This is a genomic window from Desertivirga arenae (genome assembly GCF_017355785.1).
In the GTDB taxonomy this organism is placed as follows: domain Bacteria; phylum Bacteroidota; class Bacteroidia; order Sphingobacteriales; family Sphingobacteriaceae; genus Desertivirga; species Desertivirga arenae.
Genome location: NZ_JAFEWE010000001.1, coordinates 292,886 through 309,374 on the forward strand (window position 1 = coordinate 292,886; position 16,489 = coordinate 309,374).

Here is a 16,489-nt window from a genome sequence, read left to right on the forward strand (position 1 = left end):
TTAATAATTGCATAAATGGTATTCAAGAGCTTGTGTAGTACATCAAGGTTAACATCATTTCCGAAAAATTGAATCGCTAATTAGCCCAGCTTATTTCCCTGCAATAATTTTAAAACTTAATGCCAGTTTAGAACCGCTTAACAAGAAAAAATAAACTCCAGGAGCGATATCGGTATCATAATCAAATGAATACTCCTGTTGTGCTTTTGCTGAGCCGGAGTAGATATTTTTCACTTTAACACCCTTTAGGTCGTATAAGTCCAAAGACACGTTGGACTGATCCGAAAGCAACTTAAATGTAACCTTTGTTCGTGCTGTAAATGGATTCGGATATACCGACAACGTGTTAATGCTACTTACATTAAGAGTATTAAGGCTATGTTCAGTAGTTTCAATTGCAGCAATTTTTCCAGATTCTGAAAAGGTGCAAGCGCCTAAATAACCACTTTTTTTCAAGTGCTCGGCAACCGCATTGTAACCAATGCTAACCTGTCTCCAGGGATTAGATTCACTGCCTGTTTTGTGGCAAACCAATACCTTATCACCTTTCTTTCCACTACGCACGTCTATAACGGTAATGCTAACAACAGCACTTGAAGTACATCCAAATTCGTTTGTAGCAAGCACATTAAATGTATAGGTGCCAGCAGCAGTTGGAGTAAACACCGGGTTAAAACTGTTTGTATCACTTAACCCCGTTGCAGGTGACCAGTTATACCTTGTGGAGCCATTTGCAGAAGTGGTGTTTGACGCAGTAAGTATTACACTTTGTGTGCCATAACCTAAAGCGATAGTTTTGTTGTCAAGACCAGTAAATGTTTCATCTGTTCTGGAAACACCAATTTTAACTACCGGAGTAACGCCAATGACATTTACAGTAGCCGGTGTTGAAGAAACGTTTCCGTTCACATCAGTAACCGTAAGCAAAACTGTATTGTTACCAGTGTTTGAGCAATCGAAATGCATTCTATCAATTGTTAATGATTTTAGACCACACGCATCGTTACTTCCATTATCGATAGCTGAAGCCGCGATTGTAGCTGAACCATTTACCAATGTTACGGTGATATCTTTGGCTACTGCTACAGGAGGGGTCGTATCTTTCACTATTACATTTTGAGTAGCTGTAGTAACATTTCCATTTCCATCATCAAATCTCCATGTGATAACATGTGTTCCTTGAGTGCTGTAAGTAAGAGAATCAATGGTTGTTCCCGTAATGGTTCCGGCACATCCATCGGTAGTTGTTGGAATATCGGTAACGGAAGCAGAGCATTCGCCTGTAACATCCGGAAGTTGTACTTGCACCGGTGCAATGCTGTCACGAACAGTTACAATTGCGGTTTTAGACGACACATTATTCTCGGCGTCTGCTACTGTAAGCAGTACTGTGTTAACGCCAATATTAGAACAATCGAAAGTTGTTTTATCCAGAGTCATTGAAACTATTCCTACATTATCGCTCGACCCTCCATCAATTTGAGACGGATCAATGGTTGCCCTTCCGTTTTCATCTAAAGGTATACTGATATTCTTTGTGATAACTTCGGGGACTGCATCATCTGCAAGATTTGTTTCATCAAATATCCATCTCAAACGGGTTCTGTCAGCTGGAGTGCCAAATGCCAGCGCACCTCCTTTTCCTGTTGCATCAACATTTCCGACGTTGAAACACTTCGTATTCAAATCCGAGACCTGTAAAGAATAGGCATGTTTCCCGTTATCTTCTTTCTGGTAATACGGATAGATTTCGACAGGGGATGCCGACAAATAATTATCAATTGTTAAATATGTCCCTCGAGCTTTGTTTTTTACAATAAAAAATCCTGGATTGGCTTCCGATTCAGATATAATCCACTGCGCATTTTTCTGTTTTTGAAGTACATCAACAGCTCCTGCTTTGATTTCATTATCACTTTTACCAATGATGTAGACCAGAGAATCCTTTGTACTGTTATAATTAGGAACAGCAACCAGGTAACGCCTTGCGGATGAAGCAGATGCGCTGGTTGTACCAGATCCGGAAGTTGTACCGTAACTAAAAATGTTATAAAGTTTCTGAGGATTATGATTAGCAAAGGTGCGAATTTGTGTGGCAATGAAATTGTTGACAGAAGTTTGCAAAGCCGTTGCTACATTATCCACCTCCGGCTGTAAGGTTGATGAATAGTCGACAGCCTCAACAAAAGCTTGTGCTGCTGCAATTTCCTGATTTAAAACAGCGATTGCATCTGGAGGATATTGCAAAACATCAGAGCCCGGCTGCGCGCCATTTGCCAAACTAGTAGCCTGAGTAATTAGGGTCCTCAAGCCTCCAAGATAAAGCGAAACAGCTTCCTTACTTACCGGTACAAAAGTGTAGAGCATATCCGCTCGGTTGGCATTACCAGAGGCCCAAAACCATTGACCTCCAAACGATCGAGGACGCAATTGGTTACTTCCATTATGTATTCTAAAAAAGGAGACTGAATCAACAACACCACCTTGAGATGGAAATTGATTTAGTCCAAAAACTACGCTGTAACCACCGTTAGGTTCGTTAACTACTGCCGTGGTATTATTGCTGGAGACGTTTCCAAAATATTTCCCTGTTCCAACATTCTTGATAATAAAGGTACCTTTACCTCTGCCGTCGTCGATAATTTCCCAAAGCAAAGTTGGATTATCCCAAACAAAGGTGGCTGTAGAGCCAATTAAATTATCCTGGGTGACGTTTATATATTTGGGGACGCCGGAAAAATTTGCACCCGAATTAAAGGCTACACTTCCATAATTAATTATTCGATAATATTTTCCTATTTGGGGAGCAAAAATTTTTGTTCCCTTTGGTGTACCTCCTCCGGCTTTTGTGACGTCATCATATATCTTTACGGTTTCAGAATATAATGATTCGCGGGTATCATCCATGGTTTTTAACCTGAAATAACATGGAGCGTCTGCTGTAACTGTTAATGTAGCCGTTGTTGCATCGGCAGCAAAGGTAGATACAATAGTATAGTTAATCCTGTCAGTAGACTTTTCCAGAATAATTCGTTTAGCCTTAGCTTCTACATTTGTCCACTTTAATACTGCAGTAGTTGGGTTAGAAAGCGAGACACTTAGGTTAACAGGGTACTTTAAGAAAGTCGATGAAGAATTAATGCTATTTATATAGCGCTCAATATTGGTATATCCATCCGGTCCAACAATCATTGCGTCGTCCGCACTTGCGTTTGTACCATTGGCATTTTCCCAATTATCTGGCATACCGTCATTATCCGCATCAGGAGCTTTTGGCGCATTAAAAATATTGCCTACATTTTTTGGTAACCCAAGCGAAGTCTCATTGTTAATCATTCTCCCTTGTGTTCCCAAAGATGTTAATTCGCGGATTAAAATAGAGTCGACAGGATCTCGAACAGGAAGAGACGCTCCAACATGTTTTACAATGTATTCATAGGCGGCGGCGGCGGAAGTCTGCGAAGAGATAACAGGATGAAGTGCAGGAATAGAATCCCATCCAGAGGAAGGATCACTCACCCATGTAGCAGGCCCGTAATCTGCCTGTCCACTTTCTGTACCATCAAGTACACCGTTATTATTGCTATCAAAAAAATTACCGCTTGCATATAGCTGGAAATACTGATTAGCACGGGTATAAGGTGCGGTAGGTGTTACCTTCCCTCCATCATAATTAAAGCCTGGTCCTTCAATAAAATAGCTATTTACTATTGTTGCCCAGGAAGAACCTTGGGAGTCTCCTAATATGTAGCCTCCCCCATTACCCCAATTATACACTACGTTATTAACAAACTGGTTCAGTCCCTTTACCTTAGGATTTCGTGTTTTATTATCGATGTAAAGATTACGAAATAGAGTTACTCCTCCATTTGTCTGGATCAAACCACCAGCAGAATGGGTCTGTAAACCTTGCGAGATAATAGAGTTTTGTATGGTTATTCTTCCTAACTCTGCGCCATCACCGTTTATTGAGAAGTTTTCATCCTTTCCCCAAGAAACTGAAATATGATCAAAAATCATATCTGTTCCACTGGCAAGTGAGACAGCGTCCTTTCCTGATTCGCCGTTTACGCCCATCCGAATCCGTATATACCGGCAAACAGTGTTGTTTGCACCGGAAAAAGACATTCCATTACCATAAATCGTGATTCCCTCACCGGGCGCAGTTTGTCCAGCGATTGTAACGTTAGAGGAAACTGAAATACGACTTGACGTTTTAATAACACCAGAAACGTCAAAAACTACAATTCTATTGGATTTACTGACCGCGTCTCGCAGAGAGCCCTGGCCTGAATCATTAAGATTTGTTACATGGTAGACCGAGCCATTTCGCCCCCCGACAGCAAAACGGCCGAAGCCTTCAGCTCCAGGAAAAGCAAGTTGTTGTGCCTTTAGGAGCAGTCCTGAAAAGCAGATAATAATTAAAAATAGTAGCTGTTTTTTCATTCTATAATTTAAGTTTTTGGTTTTTTCCCTATTTCTGCTTTCTCATTCTAAATTTGAGAAAAGCTTGATTTGATTAGTTGTATCCTCTGTTTTAAGCGATAATATCTATTGAGCATTTTAAAATAGGCCCATTACAGAGAGCGCTTAAAAGACTTCAGTTTTGCTAATAACTTAGCTTCATAAAATCTTAAGTGATAGTTCAGCTCCAGTCAAAAATGTGAATCAGTATGGGACCGATTCACGAACCAGTTTGATAGTATCAACAAGGATGCTGAAAAACTTCAATGCAAAATTGGATGAGTTATAACGAATAGGCTTTCAATTTTTGGTGAAATAGTTTAGAATTCTGACGCCGTCTTTTATTTATAACACATTTCTGAATTAAGCTGTCGAAGAAAAAAGATGAACATTCGTTCCTCTAATGGTATACTTTTCTGAAGAATAACGTTTAGGGTCTGGCCGTAACAGACTTGAATAAATATTAAAGAGTTTCATCAATTTCTTAAAGAAGAAAAAAACTTAACACCGTAGGTTTGAACCGAGACGGAGCAGGACATTATTAAACCCTCTGAGTACTGGAATATTTTCTAGAGTCTGGATCGATAGTACGAATACCTCATGGGCTAAAAGACTTACTGTTTGAATACCGAATTGGCTTTTTTTGATACGACTACTGACTCTTCTAAAAAGGTCTTTTCATCTCTTTAGCTCACTAATCTGAATTGGCATTGAATTATATATGAAAAAAACAGGAATAATTTTAAGTGCGGCTTTAGCCCTTGGGTTAAATGCGCAGGCGCAAGCACAAACAACACCAGCCCGAACTACTAATCTAGGCATTAGTGGACCGGGGTTGAAAGAAAACCCTCCCGGAAAGAATTTTCTAAAAGTTAATGAAAGGGTGACTGGTTCTGCTGTTAAGGCCGGGCTAGTGCCAGATATAAAGCCCTTAATCGAAGCACAAATTAGGGATGCAGTAGTTATTTTAGGGGGAGACGGGTATTATTATCTGACTGGCTCTACCGGGGACGACATATGGGACCACAATGATGGCGTTGAGCTATGGAGATCGAAGGATTTGCAAAGTTGGGATTATATGGGCTTGGTTTGGTCGTTTGAAAAGGATGCGACCTGGCAGAAGGAATGGCGTTTTCACAAAAAGAAAGTAAGAGCGTTGTGGGCTCCGGAATTAAGGTACATTAAAGGAAACTACTATATCACTTTAAGTATGCCTCCGGGCGACAGAGGAGTACTTAAGAGCGTCTCTGGAAAGCCGGAAGGTCCTTATGTAAACGCACTTGCAAATGACGCTAAACTTCCAGGTGATATCGACGCTACTTTGTTTGAAGATACAAATGGTTTAGTTTATCTAGTTTGGGGCGGAGGCTGGATTGCTCGAATGAAGGACGATATGAGTGGATTAGCTGAAGATCCGAAGAAACCAGTTTTGATCAATCCAGATATAGACCCTAAAAACCACGCATCCAGTTGTTCAGTTAAACGAAACTGTCAGGATATAGGACATGAGGGTGCTTTTCTATTTAAAAAGGATGGAAAATACTACTTAACTGCTGCTGATTCCTATCAGGGAAGATACAGCAGTATGGTGGCAGTATCCACTAATATTTACGGTCCTTATTATAACCGACATGAAGCCGTACCTTGTGGTGGTGGTACCAATTACTTCAAAGATAAATCAGGTAACTGGTACTGTGGTTTCTTTGGAAATGATAATCAAGCACCCTGGAGAGAAAAACCAGGTATTGTAAAAGTAGAGTTTGATAAAGGGGGCAGCTTCATTAAGGTATCTTCAAAACAGCCTGATTTTGTATTGAAAAAAAATGACCAAGAAAATCACCGTTAGATACATAGGGGATTAAATCATTTTATTGAATGTATCTCATCTTAAAAAAGCCCTTTGCGCATTTTGCACAAGGGGCTTCATCAAAAAACAATAGCTATTTAGACCTATCTGTGTTCAGATATTCAGGCTTCAGATCAAACTTCTGTATGCTGGAAGAATTGCTGCTTTCCGCTGATAGGTTGCTCTCCTGCGCTTTCTGATCATTGCATCGACTTTTATCGATAAGCCCAGAAGCTTCACTCAAACCAAATGTTATTAAAATTATCTTGGACCAAGAAGTTTGCTGAGCGTCTCCTCCAGTTCCTCCCCTCTTACATTGGTAGCGACGATTCTTCCGTTAGGATCAACCAGAAAATTCTGGGGGATTGCACGGACGGAGTAAAGTGCAGCAGCTTCATTCTTCCAGCCTTTAAGGTCAGACACCTGCGTCCAAGTTAACCCATCGTCATGAATAGCTTTTATCCATTTTTCCTTTGTATTTGGTTGATCTAAAGAAACTCCAAGGATAGTGAAGCCTTTAGATTTGTAGGCATTAAATGCTTTTACGACGTTAGGATTTTCAGCTCTGCACGGCCCACACCAGCTTGCCCAAAAATCAATTAAAACGAATTTTCCTCCGAAATCCTTTAGCGATACCTGTTTGCCAAGAGTATCAGCCATGCTGAACTCAGGAGCCATTGCTCCAACTGCAACGCTCTTTAATTTAGCAAGATCTTCAGCGTAGGCCTTACCAGCAACACTAGTTTTAATTGAAGCCGATAGTGAATTATAAAGAGGTTCAATTTCAGTAAGGTTAGGTACAGATCCTGCTACTTCTTTAATCAAAAACAAGCTTAATACCGAAGAGGGGTGAGTTTTAATAAACTCATTCTGAATACCCTTCTTTTCACCCTCTAAAGCTGTGTAACTAGCTTGAAGCCCATTACTGAACTCTTTGGATTTTTGCTTTTCAGGAGGGGCTGAATTATATTCCTTCATCACTAAAGCCATCTTGTCTTGTATCGGCTTCAGTGACCTTTTAAGTTCTTCATTATCTGAGTTTACTTTACCGCCAGCAATTTTTGCATTCGGCAAAGAATCAGGACTAGATACTAAGATTCTACCAGGCTCTAAATAGAAAGAAATCATTTGCAGATTTCTTTGGCGAATTCCTGTTCCCTTGGGGTTTATTATCAAGTAGGCACTTTGTGGCTGATCTACCTTCCCTGAAAACGAAAAGCAGCCATTTTTAATAAGAGTGGAGTCTGTTGCTGTTCCAATTGACGTCTGATAAAGGTAGGCCTTTGCTGTGGCCGACAACGAGGCAATTTTCCCATCTAAAGTGTATTGGCCATCTTGAGCCTGAGCAATGAACGGAGATGCACAAACAAAAATTGCTCCCCAAGTCTTCATTCTGTATTTCATATTTTCAATTTATCAGTTGATTGAATAAGATTGGATTCAGAGGGTAAGCTGAAGTTTCCTTGCCCTCTATACTCCAAACTTAAGTAAGTCCCCTATTAAACTTTAGCACATCCGCTCTCATCTAATTGTGCATTAAGACGCGGTTGATCACTACGATTATTAGCATTATATTTATTAATAACTACTATTTGTACTAGCAGTACATAGTTCATCATATTTTCAATTAAATATCTCTGCTAGCTTCTTTTCCATTGCTTCATCATTTTCCCCGCCGCCGCCGTAGCGTCCCACAATTATTCCATCTTTATCAATAAGAATCTTTGTAGGCAAACTATGAATACCGTAAGCTTCGCTTATGTCGTTAGACCTGTCAAATCCAGTAGACGTACGTTTCAAGCCCCGGAGCACATGTTTCCAAACCCCTATCTCGTCTTTATCGATAGCTTTACGCCACGCTTCAAGATTAGAATCATCATCAGAAACGCCAACAATCTCTAAACCCTTGTCTTTGTATTTCCTGTATAAGGATAACAAATGAGGGTTTCCCTTCCGACAAGGCACGCACCAGCTTGCCCAGAAGTCAAGAAGAACGTAATTTTTACCCTTAAAGTCGGCAAGACTTAGAGGTTGGCCGTTGATATCTGATGTACTGAATAGCGAAGCAACAGCACCAGAAGATCCTGCTTCCAATTTTTTTATTTCTTCAGCGATTAACTTACCATTAGAGCTCTCCTTAATCCGTGGTGTTAAATTTTCATAAACCGCTTTTGCCTCATCCACTTTCATTTGACTGATTCGGAAACGAAGAGAATAAGCGGTAAGATATGAATCTGGATGAGTCCTGACATACTCATTATCAATACGACCTATTTCCTCATAGTAAGGATCCATTTGATCTTTAATAGCTGTAGCTTTCGCCTTTAACGCTTCTTGCTTCACTTCTGGCTCTTTAGCCTTTACTGCTGCCATATATTCCATGTTGGCTTTATTATAAGCTGCCGAAATAGGCTTTAATTTTTCCTTTTGCTTTTTTTTCAAGCGTTCAAGCTCTTGATATTCCAATTGCGTCTTAGAACCCGTAACTTTAAGATTTGCAAAATCACCCGCAATTAATTCTATCTCCTGCGCTTGAGGCTCGATGAAAAATGAAGCCGTATTAGGATCGCCCATTGCCGGCGATGTTGTACCACCCATGATATAAGCCATTGTAGGCTCAATCAAGGTACCTTTGAATCTAAAGGCACCGTTGATAATAGCTGCGCTATCCTTCTTATATTCTTCTCCAACTGAGTAAAATAATCTAATATAACCCGAGCTCTGGCCTTTAATTTTCCCCATAAGGGTAAATGGTTTTTCCTGGGCCTGGCTCATCCCTAAGTTGGCCAGTGAAAACAAGCATAGAATTGTTCTTTTCATAAAGTTCTTTGTGTAAGTGCAGTGTGATCACACTACACTATATTAATATTCGTTTAGAGTCTAATTCGCTGAATACCCTGAGTTTTGTTCCCCAAATGCCGGATTATTTATGAATTCAGTAACTGGTACCGGTAAGATGAATTGATTCTGGCTTGTGATGGTTGGTCGCAACTGCCTAAGGAGGTTAAAAGGAAGCCGCAGGAGTGCCATCCATTCACTTCCGTCTTCTGCAACAAGATTTTTAGCAGTCTCTTTATAGAGTTCCATCAAGAGTTTATCGGCTGTATCTGCTGCTTCCGCAGCGAGATAAGGGATATTGTTAGTTGTAGCCATAATACCTGATTTGGACTGCACCAGATGAAGTAAAGAGCGCGCTGAAGTTAAACTTCCACCTGACCGAACAATGGCTTCTGCTTTTAACAAATAGACCTCAGACAGTCGAATGGCGTAGTCAGTTTCAGACAAAACAGACGCAGAAAGCCCTTCTTGCTGGTACTTAGTAAAGTAGTTAGTGTTAGGAGAGTAGGTAGAGTAGGGATTAGGAGAGCCAATGATCCAACTTCCCCGGGGATCACCAAAGTATAGATCTTTCAAAGCTTTCTTTGCGACATAAAGAGCGGAAGCTCCTGGCCAGTATTGTCTGCTTTTAGAGTAATTATCGCTCGCTTGTGAGGCTTGCGGTTTTATTCCAAGAATCACTTCCTTGCTTGCCAAACCGTTCTTCCTGAAGATATCCTGATAGTTAGTTTCCAGTTGATATTTCCCACTATCAATGATTTGATCCGCAAGTGCTATTACAGTTTCATAATCACTAGCAGATCCACGATTAATCAACACCCGCATTTTCAAAGCCATGGCCGCCCACTTGGTTGCATAATGATTAGGATTTATGTCAGGGGCATTACTAATGGCTTCATCTAAGTCTGAAAGAATAAAATCATAACTTTCCTTTACCGTACTCCGTTTCTTCTGGACATTTTCCAGCGTTGAAAGTTTATCCCGAAGCAGAACGCCTTTAGTGCTATTTTGATTAAACCATTCTCCATAAAAACTCAACAATTTAAAGTGCGAGTAAGCCCTAATAAACTTAGCTTCAGCAAGAATCTCCTTTTTTTTGCTACCTGTAAATTTATTGTCAGGCAATAACTCTACTCCTGAAATAACTCCATTAGCAGCATTTATCGCTTTATAAGATTCATCCCAATAATAACTCGCTGCAGTTTCATTCCGATTTTCCTCTAATTTCCCAGTCCCTAAGCCATAACCGAGGTAACCCGCCAGAGTAGCCGGAAGCAATTGGTGCTGCTGCCAATTTGCCCTTGTAGCTGTAGCATTAGCAAAATTATAATAAGCCCCATTAAGGGCAATCTGGGAAGTTGCCTGGTCAAGTATGGTGTTACCCTCTACTTTTGCATTTTTCGGTGGTGCACTTAACTCACTTTCGCAACCAATGCTTCCTGTCAATAGAAGCAGCATTAACACAGCTTTATAAATTGTTTTCATGTACTTTCTTTACTTTATTGATTTACTACCTTGAACTATAAGCCTAATCGAAGTCCTAAACTAAGTTGACGGACATAGGGATAACCGCCTGAATCGCTATATCCCCCAATTAAACTGTAAGGATCATTACTCGTCTCTGGGTCAACCCCTGGATAGTTAGTCAGTGTAAATAAATTGGTTGCTGAGACGTAGGCTGAAGCGCCGGTTAACTTTAATTTCTGCCTTATATTTATTGGCAATTGATAACCAAAAGTTAAGGATTTTAACTTTATAAAAGATGCGTCATAAACACTATTGCTAGCTGTATAAGCAAAGGAGCTTTGCCCGAGCAATAATCGTGGCCTGCTTGAGCCGGCGTTCTCGGGCGTCCATCTATCCAAGATACGTACTCCCTTATTTGTTGCTGAAGCGAGATCCATATTTTGAACATCTGCAAGGTAAAAAATGTCGCCTCCATAAGAGTACGTAGCCAAAGCAGTCAAGCTAAAGCTCTTATAACTTATTCTGTTAGTATAACCGCCATAAAACCTTGGTTCTGCATTGCCGATCACATCATTCTTAAAATACCGCACACCAGAGATACCCGAATAATTATCTTCCATAACATAACTGGCATCACCTATTCCAAGAAACTGTGGAGTAGACAATAATCCCTTTTTATAATTATTCACTTCTTCCTGAGTCTGAAGAATTTTATCGAAAACTCTACCGTACAACAATCCGACAGGTTGTCCAACTTTTAAAACAGTGTTTCCAAAACGATAGACCTTAGGATTTGCAGGGTCTTCAAATTGCGGAGATAAGGTCAGTACTTTTGATCGATTTCCTGCTATAGTAAAAGTTCCCGACCATTGGAACGGCTTAGTTTTTACAAATTCTCCAGTTAATTCAAGCTCCAGACCTCGATTTTGAATTTTTGCAATATTTGCGGTTACTGTACTGAAACCCGCACTTGAAGCTACTGAAGTAGGAAACAATATACCGCTGGTAGATTTATCATAATAACCCACCCCTCCTCTAATCCTTGAATTAAAAAATGCGAAGTCAACTCCTGCATCCTTCTGTAAAGTCGACTCCCACTTTAACCTATCATTACCCAGCTGAGTAGGAGAAAGCCCGTTCAAACCAGCGTAGGAAACCGGTGAATACAGGGTATAGAATAAATTGTCAGCAATATTTTGGGTACCTGTATAACCAGCGCTAGCTCTCAACTTGATATCGCTGATCCAGCTTACCCCTTTAAGGAAATTTTCTTGTGAAATCCTCCATGCAACACCTCCGGAAGGGAAATAACCTACACGGTTCGCTTCAGGAAACTTTGAAGAGGCATCAGAACGTCCAGTGAAGGTAAACAAGTATTTGTCCTTGAGACTGTAGTTGGCACGCGCATAAAAACTGAGTAATGAATTTTGACCTGAAAGGCCAGTAGAAGGTAGTGTAACAGCGGCTGATGATAGATTATTTAAGTAAGTATCATCGGGAAAACCCTGGCCGCTGGCGGAAAAGGAATTTGTTTTAGTGATTTGCCAGGATGTTCCTAATAAGAAATTAAGGCGGTGATTATCATTAAATTGCTTATTCCACGTAAGCGTGTTCTCAACAAAGGTATTCACTTGTTGATTCTCAGCCTGGCTTGCTGTTCCGTTATTTGAACTTCCCATGCCGTTGGATGTGGCTATCCCTACCGTACTCGGCACATAGTTGTTCTGCCGGTAATTGCTAAAATTAACAGCTATTGAACTTCTGAATTTTAAATCCTTCAAAATATCGTACTCACCCGCCAAACTGCCAAGTAGAAAAATATTACTAGCCTTATTTACTCCCTTAGTCAGCAATAGGGGATTTTGGAAACCCTGGTAGGCATAAGAATTAAGAGCTGTAAGATCGTAGTTCTTCAAACTTCCATCTGGATTGTAAGGATCTAGAGTGGGAGGAGCAAAAATTGCCTGGGTATACAGGCCATTAGTTATATCATTTGTAGTAAAACCATAATCGAGATTGGTATGAAACCGGAGCCTGGTGTTAATATCATTTTCAAGGCTTACCTTCCCTGCAATACGTTGAAAATCCGTTCCTGCAACTGTTCCTTCAGTCGTATTATAAGCTAAAGAAGTATAATAACGGGAGCCAGCCCCGCCTCCTCTAAGAGAAAGATCAACATTATTAAATTGCCCCTGGCGAGTAACCAGGTTCATCCAATCAGTAGTAACAGAGCCAAAAAAAGTTGCATCTGTCAGGATTTGGGTTGCCAATGCATTTGGGGCGAGGTTTCGCGCAGCCCTTTCATTATTCAGGTTTGATGCGCCCTCTTTAAGGATCATGATAAACTGGTCCCTGTTTAAAACCCTCTCTTTCTCAGCAATACTTAACCCTGTGTAATAATTAGCCTCCAATACCGGCTTCTGGTTCGTTTTTCCCTTTTTTGTAGTAATTATCACAACACCGTTAGCCGCCCTTGATCCATAGATTGCAGTTGCCGAAGCGTCTTTAAGGATATCAATTGATTCAATGTCATTAATATTAAGTCCCCCCAAACTGTTCAAGCCTCTCGCAAAAGACCCGGAAACGGAAGAGTTGTAGTTATCCTGACCTATCCTTTCGGTAGGACTAACCAGGTCTGCGGCGGCTTTTTGGTATTGATTCTGAACCTGTACCTGCACACCGTCAATTACGTACAAGGGATCGTTTCCCCCTAGAAGAGAAGTTCCTCCTCTTATTCTTATTTTTGCCACTCCTCCCGGGGAACCATCTGACTGGACAACCTGAACTCCGGCAGCTTTACCAGTAATAGCTTGATCGACAGTGGCAAATGGTACATCCTTTACTTCATTTAAGTCTACTGAGGCGACAGAACCCGTAAGGTCCTTCCTTTTTGCGCTACCGTATCCAACCACCACGATGTTATTCAATTTATTTAATTCAGGCTTCAAATGGACAGTTAATGAAGACCTTACCGGAACTTCCAGATTCTCATAACCTATGAAGGAAATGATAAGAACACTATTTTCATCTGGGACAACAATGGTAAAACGTCCTTCCCGGCTAGAAACGGTTCCAACCGTCCCCCCCTTTACTTTTATTGTTGCTCCGGCAAGAGGTTGATCCCTTTCATCAAGTACCAGACCTTTGACATCCATTCGTCGAAAAGCAGCGGCAGCCATATCAATAATTGATGGCTCTTCCTTTTCCTTCAATACTACTGTTTTGCCGCTCATTTCAAAGTCTATTCCTTGGCCTTTCAATACCAATTTCAGGGCACTCTCCATGGGAATATTCCTAAGTTTAATAGTAACCGGCTCAGCGGCATCTAAAAGACCATCACGGTAAACAAAATTGAATTTAGTCTGCTCTCCGATTTCCTTAAGCACAGCTCGCAGAGATTCATTTCGGGTAGAAAGCGAAATGCTTTGTGCCAGGCCGGAAGCACTAACTTGCATAAGTGATGCAAGCATGATAATAAAACTTAAGCGCATAACAAGCCAGAATTTTCGCAGCAGCGCGAATGCTGCCACAGATTTTGCGGAATTAATTCTATACATTTGCATTAATGGTTCTTTGCAATCCCCACTCGCGGTCAAACTTGAGGGTCTTGCTGGTAAAAGCTTAACAAAAATTAGTTTTGGGCCAGATACGTCGGAAATATGCCAGTATTTCCGACGCTTTTTCCGGAAGTATCCGGAATTACGTTCGTAGATCTATTCTCATATCAAAAATTAGCGTTCAACATTCTGTTAATATTCTCATTTATATTTCAAAAGAAGGAAGAGCCTTCCTGCACAGTTATTCTACGGCCATCCACTTTAAATTCAACACCTCCGGATTTTTCCAGCATCTTAAGAACTTCGGCTATATTTCTGTCCCGTGGTATTGCCCCTGTGTATGTTTCCAAAACAGGTTCCCCTTTATATTCCACCTCAACATTATACCAGCGGGAAATCTTCTTCATTATATTGACGATAGACTCCCTTTCAAACATGATCATTGAATTTTTCCAGGCGATGGCCAGGGTTGTATCTGCCCTCCGCACCGCAAGACCATTTTCTGACGAAACTGCTTCCTGTCCGGGATGCAACAATTTTTCTATTCCTCCTCTTCCTATGGCTATAGATCCCTCCACTAAAGTGGCAACCTGTCTTTCCCTGGGGTAGCTGCTTACATTAAAATGTGTACCCAATACCTTTATCTCCTGCTCAGCAGATCTAACAAGAAATGGGTGCTCCTTATCCTTTGCTACTTCAAAATATGCCTCACCTGAAAGTTCCACAATCCGGCTGGGAAACTTTTTGAAATTCGCAGGAAACTTAAGTTGTGATCCAGCATTGAGCCAAACATGCGTACCGTCTGCCAGAACAATACGTACAGACTCTCCTAAAGCTGTTGATAAGGTATGTGTTCCTTTTCCAAGATTTTCGCGGTCAGCTAGAACCTCGTAACTGAGTTGCCCTTCGGGGTTCTTGGTAATCCTGATTGCTCCCGAATCATAAACTTCACCTTTAATGATTTTAGAAAGGTCTATTTTGCTCCCATTAGCAAGTGTAAGGGTCGCGGCGAATTTACCTGAGGGTATATCATTTGCTAGCCGCCTGGATTCATCATGTATAATGAAATGAAAGAGAGATAAACCGGTTACGCAAACAAGTAATATTGATGCCGCTGCCAACCATCGTCTCCTCTTTACTCTTAATTTTTTTGCAATTCCTATTTCTTTATTTATTGTTAACAATAACCCTTCAACCCGCTCTCTTCCTAAAGGAGCAATAGAGGGCGACTGTTGCTGGAATGAATTAAACCAATTATTGTACACTCTAATCTCTTCATCCGTTGCCTGACGACTTTCAACTTTCCTTGCAAGTTCTATAAATTCCTTACGATTCATTCGCGGCTTTTTCCAACTCATTTAAACTATAGACACCTCAAATCACCCTATGGCCCAAGAAAAGATTTATTTTTTAAAAAAAAACAGAGTTAGAAAAAAAACAAGTTAACAAATGGAAGAATCACTAAGGAATATCAAACCGCCAAATAGCCATTCGACTAAAAAGAGAGAAAAAAAGGATATTTATGGCAAGAAAAAACAAAAATAGGAGCCGGGGAGCCCCTTTTACTAGAAAAATAAAAGACATGCAAACTTTGCAATGGAAGTTCGAAGCTTTTTGAGTGAAATATTAATTTGATTACGAACAGTTTTCTCTGAAATCCCTAATTGATCTGCAATTTCCCCGTGAGATAGCTGTTCATTACGGCTCATCTTGAAAATCTTCCTGGCAGTATCAGGCAATGTTTCCGCTACTTGATCAATGAAAGCTTTCAATTCTTTGACTTCTATGTTATTTTCAAAGGTGCTTACCTGTTCGTTGGTGTTGCCTATGTTATAAATCACTTCCTCTCGAAACTTGCCATTACGGATCACATTTAGCATTCGGAACTTAACTGCAGTGTATAAATAGCCTTTAGGGTTGAGTATTTCTATAGTTATGCGATTTTTCCATAGAGAGACAAATACATCCTGGACAATATCCATGCAGGCATCTTCGTCCTTTAAAATATTATAAGCAGTTCTATAGGCAAATTGAATATAACGCTCATAAATTTCAGTAAAAGCCTGAGGGTCGTCATCTTTCAAAAGAGCAATCAAATCTTGGTCACTAAACTCCAAATACTTCCGCATACTTCTAAATAAGCATCGTTTAACTTCAATATTAAAGAAATCTTTATAAATCCTAAAATAAAGCGCGATAATTTTTCATAGATTCACTACCATCAGGTAAAAATTAGGGACAAAAAAGTAAAATAAAACGCCCCATCCAATCAAACACTTCAGCTTCGACAGTTAAATACCTATTTTTTTCAAAAAAT

Annotated in this window: 8 protein-coding genes; 1 reads left to right on the forward strand and 7 read right to left on the reverse strand. The window is 40.4% G+C overall.

What is annotated here, in order from left to right:
• Positions 1-90 precede the first annotated feature (90 nt).
• Positions 91-4,446, reverse strand: coding sequence for a T9SS type A sorting domain-containing protein (locus tag J4N24_RS01055; RefSeq protein WP_207531789.1), 4,356 nt, complete (start codon positions 4,444-4,446; stop codon positions 91-93).
• Positions 4,447-5,185: 739 nt separating this feature from the next.
• Between J4N24_RS01055 and J4N24_RS01060 the strand changes: the two genes are divergently transcribed.
• On the forward strand, positions 5,186-6,310 hold the full coding sequence (locus tag J4N24_RS01060; protein ID WP_207531790.1) for a family 43 glycosylhydrolase: 1,125 nt from the start codon (positions 5,186-5,188) through the stop codon (positions 6,308-6,310).
• Positions 6,311-6,571: 261 nt separating this feature from the next.
• Here the strand turns inward: J4N24_RS01060 and J4N24_RS01065 are convergent, their stop codons facing one another.
• The 6 genes from J4N24_RS01065 to J4N24_RS01090 form a co-directional block, all read right to left on the reverse strand.
• Positions 6,572-7,714 carry a TlpA disulfide reductase family protein gene (locus J4N24_RS01065; protein ID WP_207531791.1) on the reverse strand — a complete coding sequence of 381 codons (1,143 nt, stop codon included), beginning with the start codon at positions 7,712-7,714 and terminating at the stop codon, positions 6,572-6,574.
• Positions 7,715-7,933: 219 nt separating this feature from the next.
• Positions 7,934-9,130, reverse strand: coding sequence for a TlpA disulfide reductase family protein (locus J4N24_RS01070; protein ID WP_207531792.1), 1,197 nt, complete (start codon positions 9,128-9,130; stop codon positions 7,934-7,936).
• Between the two features lie 60 nt (positions 9,131-9,190).
• Positions 9,191-10,633 carry a RagB/SusD family nutrient uptake outer membrane protein gene (locus J4N24_RS01075; protein ID WP_207531793.1) on the reverse strand — a complete coding sequence of 481 codons (1,443 nt, stop codon included), beginning with the start codon at positions 10,631-10,633 and terminating at the stop codon, positions 9,191-9,193.
• Positions 10,634-10,668: 35 nt separating this feature from the next.
• The gene (locus tag J4N24_RS01080) at positions 10,669-14,085 is read right to left on the reverse strand and encodes a TonB-dependent receptor (protein WP_242691453.1); all 3,417 of its coding nucleotides are present in this window, start codon (positions 14,083-14,085) and stop codon (positions 10,669-10,671) included.
• Between the two features lie 299 nt (positions 14,086-14,384).
• Positions 14,385-15,509, reverse strand: coding sequence for a FecR family protein (locus tag J4N24_RS01085; RefSeq protein ID WP_207531794.1), 1,125 nt, complete (start codon positions 15,507-15,509; stop codon positions 14,385-14,387).
• Between the two features lie 228 nt (positions 15,510-15,737).
• Positions 15,738-16,301, reverse strand: a complete 564-nt coding sequence (locus J4N24_RS01090; protein ID WP_207531795.1) for an RNA polymerase sigma-70 factor — start codon at positions 16,299-16,301, stop codon at positions 15,738-15,740.
• Positions 16,302-16,489 lie beyond the last annotated feature (188 nt).